The 16,297-nt window shown below is 58.7% G+C and carries 14 protein-coding genes and 1 pseudogene; 10 read left to right on the top strand and 5 right to left on the bottom strand.

Annotated elements, in window-relative coordinates:
* Window positions 1-6: 6 nt before the first annotated feature.
* Entirely contained in the window at window positions 7-915 is a 909-nt protein-coding gene (gene yagE / locus ACMGGU_RS00735; RefSeq protein WP_048027964.1) for a 2-keto-3-deoxygluconate aldolase, read from the bottom strand.
* Between the two features lie 245 nt (window positions 916-1,160).
* Window positions 1,161-1,613: a YhcH/YjgK/YiaL family protein gene (locus ACMGGU_RS00730; protein WP_048027963.1), complete on the bottom strand. Its 453-nt coding sequence runs from the start codon at window positions 1,611-1,613 to the stop codon at window positions 1,161-1,163.
* Between the two features lie 675 nt (window positions 1,614-2,288).
* Here ACMGGU_RS00730 and arcA point away from each other — a divergent pair.
* The 5 genes from arcA (at window position 2,289) to ACMGGU_RS00705 (ending at window position 7,472) form a co-directional block, all read left to right on the top strand.
* Complete coding sequence (gene arcA / locus ACMGGU_RS00725) at window positions 2,289-3,509, top strand: arginine deiminase (protein ID WP_008501384.1); 1,221 nt, start codon at window positions 2,289-2,291, stop codon at window positions 3,507-3,509.
* A gap of 10 nt (window positions 3,510-3,519) precedes the next feature.
* Window positions 3,520-4,431, top strand: coding sequence for a carbamate kinase (gene arcC, locus ACMGGU_RS00720; RefSeq protein WP_063616378.1), 912 nt, complete (start codon window positions 3,520-3,522; stop codon window positions 4,429-4,431).
* A 26-nt stretch (window positions 4,432-4,457) separates the two neighbouring features.
* The gene (argF, locus tag ACMGGU_RS00715) at window positions 4,458-5,462 is read left to right on the top strand and encodes an ornithine carbamoyltransferase (RefSeq protein ID WP_008501386.1); all 1,005 of its coding nucleotides are present in this window, start codon (window positions 4,458-4,460) and stop codon (window positions 5,460-5,462) included.
* Window positions 5,463-5,508: 46 nt separating this feature from the next.
* Window positions 5,509-6,912 (top strand): YfcC family protein, encoded by a 1,404-nt coding sequence (locus tag ACMGGU_RS00710; protein WP_045908063.1) that lies wholly within the window; start codon window positions 5,509-5,511, stop codon window positions 6,910-6,912.
* 80 nt (window positions 6,913-6,992) lie between these two features.
* Entirely contained in the window at window positions 6,993-7,472 is a 480-nt protein-coding gene (locus tag ACMGGU_RS00705) for an arginine repressor (RefSeq protein WP_039024059.1), read from the top strand.
* Between the two features lie 3 nt (window positions 7,473-7,475).
* Here the strand turns inward: ACMGGU_RS00705 and ACMGGU_RS00700 are convergent.
* A pseudogene (locus ACMGGU_RS00700) lies at window positions 7,476-7,593 on the bottom strand (hypothetical protein).
* Here ACMGGU_RS00700 and ACMGGU_RS00695 point away from each other — a divergent pair.
* The 4 genes from ACMGGU_RS00695 to ridA all read left to right on the top strand — a co-directional run bounded on the left by ACMGGU_RS00695 (window position 7,573) and on the right by ridA (window position 9,578).
* Window positions 7,573-7,677, top strand: a complete 105-nt coding sequence (locus ACMGGU_RS00695; RefSeq protein WP_022646880.1) for a pyrBI operon leader peptide — start codon at window positions 7,573-7,575, stop codon at window positions 7,675-7,677. The pseudogene ACMGGU_RS00700 and the gene ACMGGU_RS00695 sit on opposite strands and share 21 nt — an antisense overlap.
* A gap of 34 nt (window positions 7,678-7,711) precedes the next feature.
* Window positions 7,712-8,644 (top strand): aspartate carbamoyltransferase, encoded by a 933-nt coding sequence (gene pyrB, locus ACMGGU_RS00690; RefSeq protein ID WP_420300161.1) that lies wholly within the window; start codon window positions 7,712-7,714, stop codon window positions 8,642-8,644.
* A 12-nt stretch (window positions 8,645-8,656) separates the two neighbouring features.
* Complete coding sequence (pyrI, locus tag ACMGGU_RS00685) at window positions 8,657-9,118, top strand: aspartate carbamoyltransferase regulatory subunit (protein ID WP_045908062.1); 462 nt, start codon at window positions 8,657-8,659, stop codon at window positions 9,116-9,118.
* A gap of 73 nt (window positions 9,119-9,191) precedes the next feature.
* Window positions 9,192-9,578: a 2-iminobutanoate/2-iminopropanoate deaminase gene (gene ridA, locus ACMGGU_RS00680; protein ID WP_008501391.1), complete on the top strand. Its 387-nt coding sequence runs from the start codon at window positions 9,192-9,194 to the stop codon at window positions 9,576-9,578.
* A 51-nt stretch (window positions 9,579-9,629) separates the two neighbouring features.
* Here the strand turns inward: ridA and ACMGGU_RS00675 are convergent, their stop codons facing one another.
* Both ACMGGU_RS00675 and mgtA read right to left on the bottom strand, forming a co-directional pair.
* A complete protein-coding gene (locus ACMGGU_RS00675) occupies window positions 9,630-12,014 on the bottom strand; it encodes a beta-N-acetylhexosaminidase (RefSeq protein WP_395299756.1) in 2,385 nt (794 codons plus the stop codon).
* Window positions 12,015-12,213: 199 nt separating this feature from the next.
* The gene (gene mgtA, locus ACMGGU_RS00670; protein WP_395299755.1) at window positions 12,214-14,922 is read right to left on the bottom strand and encodes a magnesium-translocating P-type ATPase; all 2,709 of its coding nucleotides are present in this window, start codon (window positions 14,920-14,922) and stop codon (window positions 12,214-12,216) included.
* 391 nt (window positions 14,923-15,313) lie between these two features.
* Between mgtA and treR the strand changes: the two genes are divergently transcribed.
* On the top strand, window positions 15,314-16,261 hold the full coding sequence (gene treR, locus ACMGGU_RS00665; protein WP_032651468.1) for a trehalose operon repressor TreR: 948 nt from the start codon (window positions 15,314-15,316) through the stop codon (window positions 16,259-16,261).
* Window positions 16,262-16,297 lie beyond the last annotated feature (36 nt).

The raw sequence follows: 16,297 nt of genomic DNA, 5'->3' as shown, positions 1-16,297 counted from the left end.
TCCGGCTCAGCAGAGCTTGAGCTGTTGCAGCAGGGTTTTCAGCTGCGCCTTGCGCGGCGCGTCCAGTGGTGACGCGGGCGGCAGCACGTGCGTGGAGATCGGGCGGCCGCAGAGCACAATCGCCTCTTTAATCACGTTCACAAACGGCGTATCCAGCTGATACATCTGCGGGATTTGCAGCAGGGTCTGATGATACTCAGCCGCTTTCGCCACGTCTTTATCTCGCCAGGCTTTCAGAAGATTTACCGACACCTGTGGGGCAAAGTTGACGCTCGCCGAAATCGCCCCGTCGCCGCCGAGCAGCAGGGTATTAAACAGATGATCGTCGTAGCCGCAGAGTACGGTGAAGTGCGGGTGAGCGGCTTTGACGGTGTGGATCATGCTGCGCAGGTGGGCAACGGAGTCGATGGTGTCTTTGATGCCGACGATGTTGCTGCGCGAGTCGGCCAGGGTTTTCACCAGCGCCGGGGTCAGATCCTGCCCGGTCAGCGCCGGGAAGTTATAGAGCATCACCGGCAGCGTGACGCTGTCGGCCACCTGCTCGAAATAGCGGATCAGGTTCGCTTCCGACACTTTCCAGTAGTAAGGGTTGATCACCACGATGCCGTCTGCCCCCGCCTGCTGCGCGTGTTGGCTGAGTGCAATGGTTTCCCGGGCGTTGGTGCCGCCGGTGCCGATCAGGACCGGTACGCGACGATCGACATGATCGATAGCAAATTGGGCAATGGTTTTACGCTCTTCGGCGCTAAGCTGGGAAAACTCGCCGCCGCTGCCCAGGAAGAACAGGCCGTCAACGCCTGCCGCGATCAGATCGTCGATCAGCGCGGCGGTGCCCTGCTTATCGAGCTGGCCATCGGCGGTAAAAATAGTGGAGACAGGGGGAATGATTCCCGTGAACAACGCGGACTGCGGCATGAGATCTCCTTGCTGAATCATTTCGTTCTACATTATAGAACAGCGTTCGTTAAATTAACGATCATACTATGACGCAGGAAAAGCGCAGGTAAATGAGAGATGCAGAGGGAGTGCGGGAAATTTAAGCTGGATCACATATTGCCCCCCCTCACCCCGGCCCTCTCCCCTGTGGGGCGAAGGGGAAAAGACGGCTCGGAGCAGTCCCCTCTCCCCTGTGGGGAGAGGGTTAGGGTGAGGGGTAAGGGTTACTCTACAAGCATCTTCACCACAACTTTCCTGACCTTAGCAGGCGCCCCCACCGCGCACAGCGGCTTGTGCACCTCACCCGGCCAGAACACCACAAAATCCCCTTCGCTCAGCACCACGGTTTTCTCCTGCTCGCCTTCCGGCAGGAAGGCGATGTCTTTGTCCGCCAGCCAGTCGGTGTCCGGCGTGCCGGGCGGCAGGGTGCTGAATGTCATTCCTTCCTGTCCCTTCATCACGATCTGAATATCCAGATAGCGCGCGTGGTACTCGGCGCGACGCTCGGCGAACGGCTGGGTTGTATCTTCAGAGACCAGATAAAACAGGCTGTTGCCGTTGATGTCGTGCTTGCCGAGCGGCGTCGCGTCGGTGACGTGGGCTTTAACATGCTCAATGGCCTGTCGCAGTTCGTCAGGCAGCCAGGAGTGCAGATGGTGGATGTTGCCGATAATCATCAGAAAACCCTCGATATAAAACAACGTTTCATTTTCATCTTTTATACGAGAATCCTGGCTGCCATACCAGCGCTTTTTAGACGGGTTTTGCGCGAACGCATGTTTATCGGGAATGGTGTTAATTTGCTGTTAAGCCCTCGCAGGCATTTATGCAGTCATTATGCATATCTTCAGTTCTTTGTTATCACGGCCTTGCGCTAACTTACTGATCGTCATGCCTTAACAACAAAACTCGCTACAGCTTCACATTTTATCACTTTGATAATTTGCTATTAAATTCAATAAATATTTATTGATTTTCCTTAAGCCAAAAATAGTTAATTAGCAATATTGCATAGCCATTCCCCGCCGCCTTTAAACACAATTAAAATCAATGGCTTAACAAAATATTTCAAAGCATGAAATTCTACAAAACACTAACAACTGCAAATAATGACAACGGATAGTGCTTAGCTATTCACCTCGCCAGAATAACCAATTAATCATTATCTGATGCGAATCATGCAAATGAAAACAAACCGCTTAATATCCATTTTCGCGTGAGCAACATCACAATACAGATTATTTAACTGCCTAGTATGAATTACGAAATCAATTGAGCTTAGCCGCCATGAAATTAAATACATCACATGGCGCATGCCCTTTTTATTCTGAAAAACAGTTAAAGGAATAATTATGGAAAAGCATTACGTCGGTTCTGAAATTGGTCAATTGCGTAGCGTTATGCTGCACCGCCCAAATTTAAGTCTGAAGCGTCTCACGCCATCAAACTGTCAGGAGCTGCTTTTCGATGACGTGCTCTCGGTTGAGCGGGCGGGTGAGGAGCATGACATCTTCGCAAACACGCTGCGCGAGCAGGGTGTGGAAGTCCTGCTGTTGACCGACCTTCTGACACAAACCCTTGATATTGCTGAGGCGAAAGCCTGGCTGCTGGAGACGCAAATCTCTGATTATCGCCTCGGCCCTACCTTTGCCGGCGACGTTCGCGGCTGGCTGGCGGATATGCCGCACCGCGAACTGGCGCGCAGGCTGAGCGGCGGATTAACCTACGGTGAAATTCCGGCGGCCATTAAAAATATGGTGGTGGATACCCACACGGCGAATGATTTTATTATGAAGCCGCTGCCAAACCATTTATTTACCCGCGATACCTCCTGCTGGATCTATAACGGCGTCTCTATTAACCCGATGGCCAAACCGGCGCGTCAGCGTGAAACCAATAACCTGCGGGCAATATATCGCTGGCACCCGGCGTTCGCCGACGGCGATTTTATTAAGTATTTCGGCGATGAGAATATTAATTACGACCACGCCACCTTAGAAGGCGGTGACGTATTAGTGATTGGCCGCGGCGCGGTATTGATCGGCATGTCCGAACGCACGACGCCGCAGGGCGTGGAGTTTCTCGCCAACAGTCTGTTCAAACACCGTCAGGCCGAGCGCGTGATTGCCGTTGAGCTGCCAAAACACCGCTCCTGCATGCACCTCGACACCGTCATGACCCACATCGACGTGGATACCTTCTCCGTCTACCCGGAAGTGGTGCGCAAAGACGCCCAGTGCTGGACGCTCACCCCGGACGGACGCGGCGGCCTGCTGCGCACGCAGGAAACCGACCTGCTGCACGCCATCGAGAAAGCGCTCGGCATTAACCAGGTACGTCTGATCACCACCGGCGGCGACGCCTTTGAGGCCGAACGCGAGCAGTGGAACGACGCCAACAACGTCCTGACCATCCGCCCCGGCGTGGTGATCGGCTACGAGCGCAACGTCTGGACCAACGAGAAGTACGACAAAGCGGGTATCACCGTGCTGCCCATCCCGGGCGACGAACTCGGACGCGGACGCGGCGGCGCGCGCTGCATGAGCTGCCCGCTGGAACGCGACGGAATTTAAAGGAGCCATCATGGAACGAAAACCCACTCTGGTTGTGGCCCTGGGCGGCAACGCGCTGCTCAAGCGCGGCGAGCCGCTTGAAGCGGAGATCCAGCGCCAGAACATCGAGCAGGCCGCCCGCACCATCGCCGGGCTGACGGCGCAGTGGCGCGTGGTGCTGGTACACGGCAACGGGCCGCAGGTCGGGCTGCTGGCGCTGCAGAACAGCGCCTACGACAAAGTCACACCCTACCCGCTGGACGTTCTCGGCGCGGAAAGCCAGGGAATGATCGGCTACATGCTCCAGCAGGCGCTGAAAAACAATCTGCCGCAGCGCGAGGTGAGCGTCCTGCTCACCCAGGTAGAAGTGGACGCCGCCGACCCGGCCTTCAGCAACCCGACCAAGTACATCGGCCCGGTGTACAGCGAAGCCCAGGCAAAAACGCTGGCCGCGGAGAAAGGCTGGGTGTTTAAGGCCGACGGCAGCTACGTCCGCCGCGTGGTGCCCTCTCCGCAGCCGAAGCGCATCGTTGAGAGCGACGCCATCACGGCGCTGATCCAGCGCGACCACCTGGTGATCTGCAACGGCGGCGGTGGCGTACCGGTGGTGGAACACGCCAACGGCTATCGCGGCATTGAGGCGGTAATCGACAAAGACCTCTCCGCCGCCCTGCTGGCGCGCCAGATCGAAGCCGATGCCCTGCTGATCCTCACCGATGCCGACGCGGTGTACCTCGACTGGGGCAAACCGACCCAGCGTCCGCTGGCGCAGGTGACACCGGAACTGCTCAGGGGCATGCAGTTCGACGCCGGATCGATGGGGCCGAAAGTGGCCGCCTGCCGCGAGTTCGTTGAAGCCTGCAATGGCATTGCCGGGATCGGCGCGCTGGCCGACGGCGCGGAGATCCTCGCGGGCGAGAAAGGCACGTTGATTCGTAACTGAACACTCATTTTAAAAAGGATTTAGCCATGACCATCAACCTGAAAAACCGCAACTTCCTGAAACTGCTGGACTACACCCCGGCGGAGATCCAGTACCTGATTGACCTCGCCATTGAGCTCAAGGCCGCCAAAAAAGCCGGGCGCGAGAAGCAAACCCTGGTCGGGAAAAACATCGCCCTGATCTTTGAAAAAACCTCCACCCGTACCCGCTGCGCCTTCGAAGTGGGCGCGTTCGACCAGGGCGCGCAGGTGACCTATCTCGGCCCAAGCGGATCGCAGATTGGCCATAAAGAGTCGATGAAAGACACCGCCCGCGTGCTGGGCCGCATGTACGACGGCATCGAATACCGCGGCTATGGTCAGGCCATCGTCGAAGAGCTAGGCGAGTACGCAGGCGTGCCGGTGTGGAACGGCCTGACCGACGAGTTCCACCCAACGCAAATCCTCGCCGACCTGATGACCATGCTGGAGCACTCGCCGGGCAAAACCCTGCCGGAGCTGAGCTTTGCCTATCTCGGCGACGCGCGCAACAACATGGGCAACTCCCTGATGGTGGGCGCGGCCAAGATGGGGATGGATATCCGCCTCGTCGCGCCGAAATCCTTCTGGCCGGAAGCAGGGCTGGTTGAGCAGTGCCGCGCCATTGCGAAAGAGACGGGCGCGCGCATCACCCTCACCGACGACGTGGAAGAAGGCGTGCAGGGGACCGATTTCCTCTACACCGACGTGTGGGTCTCCATGGGCGAGCCGAAGGAAGCCTGGGCCGAGCGCGTCAGCCTGATGAAGCCGTATCAGATTAACGCCCAGGTGATGAAGGCCACCGGCAACCCGAACGTCAAGTTCATGCACTGCCTGCCGGCGTTCCACAACGAGCACACCAAAGTGGGCCGCGAGATCGAGATGGCGTACGGGCTGAAGGGACTGGAGGTGACGGAAGAGGTCTTCGAATCACCGAACTCCATCGTCTTCGACGAAGCAGAGAACCGCATGCACACCATTAAAGCGGTCATGGTGGCGACACTCGGCGACTAATCACCGCCCGGCGCGCCGAGGGTGCGCCGGGTTTAAGGAGAACATCATGGGCAAGTTTAAGTTTCCCTCCGCTTACACCATTCTCTTTTTTCTGATTGCCGTTGTGGCGGCGCTGAGCTGGGTCGTTCCCGCCGGTCAGTACCAGATGGCGATGAACGACACCCTCGGTAAAGAAGTCCCGATTGCCGGAACCTACGCGCACGTGGCGGCACATCCGCAGGGGCTGGTTTCCGTCCTGATGGCGCCCATCGCCGGGCTGTACGATCCGGTTTCCGGCCAGGCCGGGGCGATCGACGTGGCGCTGTTTATCCTGATCATCGGGGGATTTCTCGGGATCGTCACCAAAACCGGGGCGATTGACGCCGGGATCGAGCGCGTCACCACCCGGCTGCGCGGACGCGAGGAGTGGATGATCCCGATCCTGATGGCGCTGTTCGCCGCAGGCGGCACCATTTACGGCATGGCCGAAGAGTCGCTGCCGTTCTACACCCTGCTGGTGCCGGTGATGCTGGCCGCCCGGTTCGATCCGGTTGTCGCCGCCTCCACCGTGCTGCTCGGCGCGGGGATCGGCACGCTGGGTTCCACCATTAACCCGTTTGCCACGGTCATCGCCGCCAACGCCGCCGGGATCCCCTTTACCAACGGTATCGCCCTGCGCGTGGCGCTGCTGGTCATCGGCTGGATCATCTGCGTAGCGTGGGTCATGCGCTACGCCCGCAAGGTGCGCAAGGATCCCTCGCAGTCGATCGTTGCAGACAAGCAGGAAGAGAACCTCGCCCATTTCCTCGGCAACAAAGGCGAACAGTCGCTGGAATTCACCCCGGTGCGCAAAATCATCCTGGTGATTTTTGCCCTCGCCTTTGCGGTGATGATTTACGGCGTGGCGGTGCTGGGCTGGTGGATGGCGGAGATCTCCGCAGTATTTCTCGCCAGCGCGATTCTCGTCGGCCTGATTGCCCGCATGAGCGAAGAGGAGCTGACGTCGACGTTTATCAACGGCGCGCGAGATTTGCTGGGCGTCGCGCTGATTATCGGCATCGCGCGCGGTATCGTAGTTATCATGGATAAGGGCATGATTACCCACACCATTTTGCACAGCGCGGAAGGGCTGGTCAGCGGGTTGTCCACGGTGGCGTTCATCAACGTGATGTACTGGCTGGAGGTCGTGCTGTCGTTTCTTGTGCCTTCTTCATCCGGCCTGGCCGTTCTGACGATGCCGATCATGGCACCGCTTGCCGATTTCGCTAACGTCAACCGCGACCTGGTGGTCACGGCTTACCAGTCGGCCTCCGGCATCGTAAACCTCGTCACGCCGACCTCAGCGGTGGTCATGGGCGGGCTGGCTATCGCCCGGGTGCCCTACGTGCGCTATCTGAAATGGGTGGCGCCGCTGCTGGCGATCCTGACGGTAGTGATTATGGTGGCGTTAAGTCTGGGGGCGTTGTTGTAATTTGCCGGATGGCGCTGCGCTTATCCGGCCTACGGATCGGTGCGGTGTCACCGGTTATTTCGGGAACTGATATGGGAAACATGATGGATTACGAAGAGTACTCTCCCAAAGAACAACTGCAGCTCACGGTGTGCCAGCGTTTGATCGCCGAAAAGAGTTATCTTTCGCAGGAAGAGATTCGCCGCGACCTGCAGGAGAGAGGGTTTGACAGCATCAGCCAGTCGACCGTTTCGCGATTGCTGAAGTTGCTCGGAGTCATAAAAATTCGAAATGCCAAAGGGCTAAAGATTTATTCGTTGAATCCTCAACTGCGCCCTGCCCCTGACGCCGCACGTACCGTTTCGGAAATGGTGGTGAGCGTCGAGCATAATAGCGAGTTTATCCTTGTCCATACCGTCGCCGGATATGGCCGCGCGGTGGCGCGTATTCTGGATTATCACCAGCTTCCGGAAATATTAGGCGTGGTGGCCGGCAGCAGTATTGTCTGGGTCGCCCCCCGGGTGGTGAAGCGCACCGCGCTGGTGCATAAGCAAATTAATTATTTACTCAGAACGAATTAATATTCATAAAGAACCGTTTGCATTGAGTAAAGCGTGCATTAAATCGCTTGATCCGAAAAGCGAGCTGCGTATAATGCCCGACAATTTGCCGGGAGGAAGCATGGTCAAGCGTGTACGACATAACGTCTTACCGCGTCTGAAATCAGACGCTGGCCTGCCGTTTTTCTTCCCGTTGCTAAACCTATTCCCAGAGCCCCTCATTTGAGGGGCTTTTTTTTGCCCGGCGTCAGGAGATAAACATGAATCCGCTTTATCAAAAACACATCATTTCCATAAACGACCTCAGCCGCGAAGAGCTGGAACTGGTTCTGGAAACCGCGGCAAAACTGAAGGCCAATCCGCAACCGGAGCTGCTGAAGCACAAGGTGATTGCGAGCTGCTTCTTTGAAGCCTCAACCCGCACCCGCCTCTCCTTTGAGACCTCCATGCACCGCCTGGGCGCGAGCGTGGTGGGCTTCTCGGACAGCAGCAACACGTCGCTGGGTAAAAAAGGCGAGACCCTGGCGGATACCATTTCAGTGATCGGCACCTACGTCGACGCGATTGTGATGCGTCATCCGCAGGAGGGCGCGGCGCGTCTGGCGACCGAGTTTTCCGGCGGCATTCCGGTGCTGAACGCCGGTGACGGTGCCAACCAGCACCCAACGCAGACGCTGCTGGACCTGTTCACCATTCAGGAGACCCAGGGCACGCTTGAGAACCTGAACATCGCGATGGTTGGCGACCTGAAATACGGCCGCACCGTTCACTCCCTGACCCAGGCGCTGGCGAAATTTAACGGCAACCGCTTCTACTTCATCGCACCGGACGCGCTGGCGATGCCGCAGTACATCCTCGACATGCTGGACGAGAAAGGCATTGCGTGGAGCCTGCATGCCAGCATCGAAGAGGTGATGAGCCACGTGGATATTCTGTATATGACCCGCGTGCAGAAAGAGCGTCTGGACCCGTCCGAATACGCCAACGTGAAGGCGCAGTTCGTGCTGCGCGCCAGCGACCTGGAAGGCGCACGCAACAACATGAAGGTCCTGCATCCGCTGCCGCGCATCGATGAGATCACCACAGACGTCGATAAAACGCCGCACGCCTGGTACTTCCAGCAGGCCGGAAACGGCATCTTCGCCCGCCAGGCGTTACTGGCACTGGTTCTGAATCGCGAATTAGCTCTGTAAGGGGAGACGACCATGACACACGATAACAAACTCCAGGTTGAAGCCATCAAGCGTGGCACCGTGATTGACCACATCCCTGCGCAGGTGGGCTTTAAGCTGCTGACGCTGTTCAAACTGACCGAAACCGACCAGCGCATCACCATCGGCCTGAACCTGCCGTCGGGCGAGATGGGCCGCAAGGACCTGATTAAAATCGAGAACACCTTCCTGACCGACGAGCAGGTTAACCAGCTGTCGCTGTACGCGCCGGACGCTACCGTCAACCGCATCGACGAGTATGAAGTGGTCGGCAAATCCCGCCCGAGCCTGCCGGATCGCATCGAAAACGTGCTGGTTTGCCCGAACAGCAACTGCATCAGTCATGCTGAGCCGGTTTCCTCCAGCTTTGCAGTGAAAAAACGCGCCGATGACATCGCGCTCAAATGCAAATACTGCGAAAAAGAGTTTTCTCATTATGTGGTGCTGGCCAACTAATTGAGGTTGGTAATGAAATCCCGGCTGTTATAATGGCCGGGAACATTCTTAACGCTGTAATTCTGGAGAAAACATGAGCAAAGTACTCGCGACGGAAAATGCACCAGCCGCTATCGGCCCTTACGTTCAGGGCGTTGATCTGGGCAGCATGATCATCACTTCAGGTCAGATCCCCGTAAACCCAAAAACCGGCGCGGTGCCGGAAGATGTCGCGGCGCAGGCGCGTCAGTCGCTGGAAAACGTGCAGGCTATCGTTGAATCTGCTGGCCTGAAAGTGGGTGATATCGTGAAAACCACCGTATTCGTGAAGGATCTGAACGATTTCGCGACCGTTAATGCCACCTACGAAGCGTTCTTCACCGAGCATAACGCCACCTTCCCGGCGCGCTCCTGCGTGGAAGTGGCGCGTCTGCCAAAAGACGTGAAAATTGAAATCGAAGCGATTGCCGTTCGTCGTTAATTCGCTTTGTCGATAAAAAAAGGCAGCCCAGGCTGCCTTTTTTGTTGCTTGCTACTGATTCCGCGTGGCGCGCAGCAGCGTCTCCAGTGGATAGACCGCCGCAATCACCACTTCGTCCTGCACCTTCGCCGCGTTATCCAGCTCGCTCTGAATCGAGGCGATCTCTTTGTCATCCAGCGTGCCCTGACGCGCCACCAGATCCGTCAGGCGAAGGCCAATGGAGGCCAGCTTATCCACCTCCTGGATCACCGGCTTCATTGCCTTCAGCTGATAGCTGTTTTCGCTTAAGGCCAGCGCGTCGCTGGTGTTGCTCTGCCAGCGGTTAAAGACGTGGCGCAGAGCGTCAGCGCTTTCCGTGTCTTCCGCATCGCTCACCAGACGGTCCGCCCATTTGTGCATCTGGCGCACGGTGGCGCTTTCGGCGTTCAGCGCATCCGCGAAGCGGTTGAGGGGCTCGAACTGATGATAGTTTCCGGCCTGGAACTTCAGGTGCTGACGGGTGTAATACTGCGCCGGTTCAATGGCCTGAGCGAGGATCTGCAGCGGCAGGGTGTCGGCATTACCGGCGAGGCGTGTGAACTGCACCTGCTGCTGGGTGTGCTGCTGCAGCCCGACCGACACCGTCGACCAGCTGTCCATCGCCTGCAGGCGGGTGTACATGTTGTCGACATCGTTGACGTCCTGCGCGGACCACAGCCGCTCTGCCACCGCAAACGTACGCGGCCACAGGCGGATATCCAGCACCGGCGCCACCACGTTTTCCGCCCACAACGCCGCTTCGCCGCCGAGCAGGTTGGCCTGGTTCGCCACGTCCGGCACGACGGGCGGAACGCCTTTCGGCACGTCGTCCAGACGCGTGCCGCTAATCGGGTAGCGCGTATTCCCGACAAGGAAATAACCGGAGAGTTTGTCGTTATCGACGGTGACGACCGGGCGCGTTTCGCCCATCCACGTATCGACGGTAAACGTCACCTGGCTGTCATCGCGCCACTCGATGTTCTGCACCGCACGGCGCGATTTCCCGGCAAAATCAATAAACCCGCGCCAGCCGGCATCCCCTTTCACCAGGGTGAAGCTCCCCTCCACCGGCTTGCCCTTCAGGCGCGGCATGGAGAAGGCCCAGCTCTGGGCGCTGTCGGTATCCGCTATCACGTCCACGCCGTTTAACCCCTGCGGGACGATCTCGTTGCGGTAGTGATAGGCGGTGGACTGGGGCTGGTCGAGATAAAAGCCGGTCGACAGAATGCCCTTGTAGCCGTTCTGCGCCACCTGCCCCAGCGCGTCCTGCCCCTGCCAGGACTGGATCAGAATGCTTTTCGGTAAGTCAGGATGGTAGATCTCGTCCCAGCCGACCATCTGGCGGTGATGCTTCTCGAGGATCGTTTCCAGCTTGCGGTTGAAGTAAGCCTGCAGCGCGTGGCTGTCCGCCAGCCTGTTGTCGCGCATAAATTGCTGGATGGCCGGGTTCGCTTTCCACTGGCTGTCGTCCACTTCGTCGCCGCCGATGTGAAGATACGGATCGGGGAAGATCGCCGCCAGTTCGCTGACCATCGCGTCAGCAAAGGCGTAAGTCGCCTCTTTGGTGGGATCGAGAACCGGCTTCAGCACGCCCCAGTGGCGTTCCATGGCGTATGGCCCCGGCGCGCTCATCAGCTCCGGGTAGGCCACGGCAATCGCCGAGGCGTGGCCCGGCATGTCGATCTCCGGCACCACGCGAATGCCGCGCTCGGCGGCGTAACGCACCACCTCACGCATCTGTTCATGCGTGTAGAACAGCCCGTCGCTGGCAAGCTGCGTCAGCTTAGGGTAGCGCTTCGAGCTGAAGCGCCAGCCCTGGTCGTCGGTTAAGTGCCAGTGCAGCACGTTGAGCTTCGCCGCAGCCATGCCGTCGATCTGGCGTTTGATATCCGGCAGCGGGATAAAGTGACGTGCCGAATCGAGCAGCAGCCCGCGCCACGGGAAACGCGGCGAATCTTCAATGGTCACCCACGGCAGAGAGGTATTTTCCGCGCCGTTCTGCATCAGCTGGAGCAGGGTTTCCATGGCGCGCAAGGCACCGAAACGGGTGTTGGCAGAGATGTTCACGCCGTTGGCATCCACCGTGAGCTTATAGCTTTCATCGCTGTCCGGCAGAGGCTGCGGCTTCACCTTTTTGGCAATCGCGATGCGGATAGTCGGTTTGTCTGGCTTTTCAGCCTGAGGCTGCAGCGTCCAGCCGGTTTGCAGGGCGATGCGCTGGCGCAGGCGGTTGACGGCGTCACCGAGATCGTCCCCGCTGACGCTAATGGATACGTTGTTGCTGATCACCAGTGCGCCCTGGGTCGTCGGGCGTTCGACCTTCGCAGGCCAGGGCATTAAAGGGAGATCCCCTGCCGGGGCGGCAAAGGCAGAGGCGCCGAGCATCAGCCCGGCGGTTAAGAGACTGTACCGTAACATGAATGTTCCTTATCTGACGGGCCAAATAAAGGCAAAACATTCTGTTAACATGCGCTCAATTTGTCGTCAAGCGAATGCGCCGACGGAGATCACAGGTTGTTGAATTTGGGAGGAAAGCTAGTGCCGGGTGGCGGCTTCGCCTTACCCGGCCTACGTTCTGATCGTAGGCCCGGTAAGCGCAGCGCCACCGGGCTTGCCGTTACTGCCAGCCATACCGACGCGCATAGAACCCTTTCACCATCTGCGTCAGCACCATGTAACCCGCGAGGATCGCCACCAGCCACGGGAAGTAGCTCAGCGGCAGCGCCTGCAGCTGCAGGTAGCTCGCCAGCGGTGAGAACGGCAGCGCGATGCCGAGCGCCATCACAATGCCCGTCATCACAATCAGCGGCCATGCGGCACGGCTCTGGATGAACGGAATGCGGCGCGTGCGGATCATATGCACAATCAGCGTCTGCGACAGCAGCCCGACCACGAACCAGCCGGACTGGAACAGCGTCTGGTGTTCCGGAGTGTTGGCGTGGAACACAAACCACATCAGGCAGAAGGTCAGGATGTCGAAGATAGAGCTGATCGGGCCAAAGAACAGCATAAAGCGCCCAAGATCTGCCGGGTTCCAGTGCTGCGGCTTCTGGATCTGCTCGTCATCCACGTTATCAAACGGGATAGCCACCTGAGACACGTCGTACATCAGGTTCTGGATCAGCAGGTGCAGCGGCAGCATCGGCAGGAACGGCAGAAACGCGCTCGCCACCAGCACGCTGAAGACGTTACCGAAGTTGGAGCTGGCGGTCATCTTGATGTACTTGAGCATATTGGCAAAGGTACGGCGCCCTTCGATGACGCCCTCCTCCAGCACCATCAGGCTTTTTTCCAGCAGAATGATGTCCGCCGCTTCACGGGCAATATCGACCGCTCCGTCTACGGAGATACCGATATCCGCCGCACGCAGAGCGGGCGCATCGTTGATGCCGTCGCCCATAAAGCCCACCACGTGCCCTTCGCGCTTAAGCAGGGTGACAATGCGCTCTTTGTGCATCGGCGTCAGGCGGGCAAACAGCGTGGTGCGCTGGGCAAGCTTCGCCAGCTCGTCATCGGAGAGATGTTCAATCTCGCTCCCGACCACCACATCGCCCGCGTCCAGCCCCACCTCGTGGCACACTTTGGCCGCCACCAGCTCGCTGTCGCCGGTGAGGATTTTCACGGTAATACCGCTCGCCTTCAGCGCTTTGAGCGCCGGTGCGGTGGTCTCTTTCGGTGGATCGAGGAAGGCGATGTAACCTTCGAGGATCAGATCGGATTCGTCGATACGCTGATAGTCCCCCTCGCGCGCCGGCAGGAACTTGCTCGCCACCGCCACCACGCGCAGCCCCTGACGGTTCAGGTTGTCGGTGACGCGCTTGATGCGGCGCAGCATGGTGTCGTCCAGCGGCACGATGTCGCCGTTATAGCGCACCTGTGTGGACACGTTCAGGATCTCCTGCAGCGCCCCTTTGCAGATCAGCTGATGCACATCCGTCTGCTCGCTCACCACCACCGACATGCGGCGGCGCTCGAAGTCGAACGGGATCTCATCCACCTTCTGCCAGCGGCCGGAGAGCGTGCGGGCGGACTCTTCATCCACCCCTTCCAGCACCGCGACGTCGAGCAGGTTTTTCAGCCCGGTCTGGTAATGGCTGTTCAGCCACGCGCTGTGCAGCACGCGCTCGCTGGTTTTGCCGGATATATCAGTGTGGTTCTCCAGCACGATTTTGTCCTGCGTCAGGGTGCCGGTTTTATCGGTGCAGAGAATGTCCATCGCGCCAAAGTTTTGAATGGCGTCGAGGTGTTTGACGATCACCTTCTGTTTAGAGAGCTTCACCGCCCCGCGCGCCAGCGTAGAGGTGACAATCATCGGCAGCATTTCCGGCGTTAAGCCGACGGCCACGGAGAGCGCAAACAGCGCCGCTTCCCACCAGTCGCCTTTGGTGTAGCCGTTGATCAGCAGCACGATCGGCGTCATCACCATCATAAAGCGGATCAGCAGCATGCTGACGCGGCCAATTCCTTTCTGGAAGGCATTCGGCTCGCTCTCCTGCTCGCTGACGCGCCCGGCAAGCTGACCAAACCAGGTGTTGCCCCCGGTGGCGGTGACAATCGCCTGCGCGGTACCGCTGACGACCGTAGTGCCCATAAAGCACAGGGTGTCGCACTCGAGCGGGTTCATCTGCTGCGGGTCGCGGCTGCGCGCCACCTTTTCCACGGGCAGGGATTCCCCGGTCAGGGAGGCCTGCGCGACGAAGAGATCGCGTGCCTGGATGATGCGTAAATCTGCCGGGATCATGTCCCCCGCGGCCAGCTTAACCAGATCCCCCGGCACCAGCTGGTCGATAGGCAATTCCACCCAGGCATTTTCGCCGAGATCGTTGATCACGCGCGAGACGGTCGCGGTGTTGCTGACCATCGCCTTCAGGGCGTCCGCCGCTTTGGTGGAGCGGGCCTCCTGAATAAAGTTCAGCAGCGTGGAGATGCCCACCATCAGGGCAATCACCCCTGCGGCAAACAGATCCTCCGTCGCATAGGAGATGAGGCCGAGCACGGTCAGCAGCAGGTTAAACGGGTTGCGGTAGCAGAGCCACAGATGCACCCACCACGGAGACGGCTTTTGCGCCGGAATGAGGTTATCGCCATGCACGGCGCGGATTTTTTCCACTTCTGCCGCGTTCAGCCCTTCCGGGTGTCCGCCAAAGGCGCGCCAGACTTCATTTTCATCCATCGCCGCCACGTTCAGGCAGCGTTCTGTCAGGGACGCGGGGATCGCCGCCCCCACCATGTTTTTGGCATTGGGCAGCGGGTCGCGCTGAACAAGACGGTGTGGCAGGTGGCGGCTCAGCAGGGCCTGCAGCTGCCGGGTGATATTTTTAAACATAGTCATTCCTCCGCATCCGCAAACGCGGACGCAGCTTTTCCTTCAGGCGTGGCAAAGCCGTACCTGAGAGGCACTCAATTTTTCAAGCAGGAACGTTTGGGACGTTGCTGCCTCACATCACCGGTGAGTCAGCAACAGGCTGGCTTACCGGAAAGAACGCATTCTCCCGTTCAGGAGAGGTGTGGGATCGGGATCCATGAAGCCTCCGGTAAGTAAAAAGTAGGGTGTCGCCGCGCAGTATAAGGATTTAAGCGTACCCTTTGTGACGATTCGGGCGGTATTATACCCCCCTGCAAATAAACCGAACGTAAACCAGACTTTGCCCATAGCGAAATCGCGCTATAGCATTAGGCTCAATTGACCATTTTGTCGTTGTTACAGGGAATACAGCATGCAGAACCGCCTTACGATTAAAGACATCGCGCGTTTAAGCGGCGTGGGGAAATCAACCGTCTCACGCGTGCTGAACAACGAAAGCGGCGTCAGCGAACGCACCCGCGAGCGCGTTGAGGCGGTCATGAATCAGCACGGCTTTTCCCCTTCCCGCTCCGCGCGCGCCATGCGCGGACAGAGTGACAAAGTGGTCGCCATCATTGTCTCGCGTCTGGATTCTCTGTCTGAAAACCTTGCCGTGCAGACTATGCTGCCCGCCTTCTATGAGCAGGGATATGACCCGATCATGATGGAGAGCCAGTTCTCGCCACAACTGGTGGAAGAACATCTGGGTATGCTCCAGCGACGCAACATTGACGGCGTGGTGCTGTTCGGCTTTACCGGCATCAAAGACGAGATGCTAAAACCCTGGCAGCCGTCGCTGGTGCTGCTGGCGCGCGATGCCCACGGTTTTGCCTCCGTCTGCTATGACGACGAGGGCGCGATTATCACCCTGATGCAGCGCCTGTTTGACGAAGGCCATCGCCATATCAGCTTCCTCGGCGTACCGCACGCGGACGTCACCACCGGCAAGCGCCGCCATGAGGCCTATCTGGCCTTTTGCAAAAAGCACAACCTCTCCGCCGTGGCCTCCCTGCCGGGGCTGGGCATGAAGCAGGGCTACGAGCAGGTCGCCAGCGTCCTGACGCCGCAAACCACCGCGCTGGTGTGCGCCACGGATACGCTGGCGCTGGGCGCGAGTAAATATCTGCAGGAGCAGCGTATCGATAACCTGCAGGTGGCGAGCGTCGGCAGCACGCCGCTGATGAAGTTTTTGCACCCGGAAATTATTACCGTCGACCCGGGTTATGCCGAGTCCGGCAGACAGGCCGCCGCGCAGCTGATCGAGCAGATCAACGGGCGCGCTGAGCCGCGTCAGATCGTTATTCCTGCCCACCTTTCTTAACCCCCGCTCAACGGTTTATTGTGATCTTCGCCCGAT

Origin of the sequence: Enterobacter sp. BNK-8 (genome assembly GCF_048685095.1) — a bacterium.
GTDB classification, from domain to species: Bacteria; Pseudomonadota; Gammaproteobacteria; order Enterobacterales; family Enterobacteriaceae; genus Enterobacter; species Enterobacter quasiroggenkampii.
Note: the sequence above shows the minus strand (reverse complement) of the source record. Positions and strands in the feature narration are given on the sequence as shown.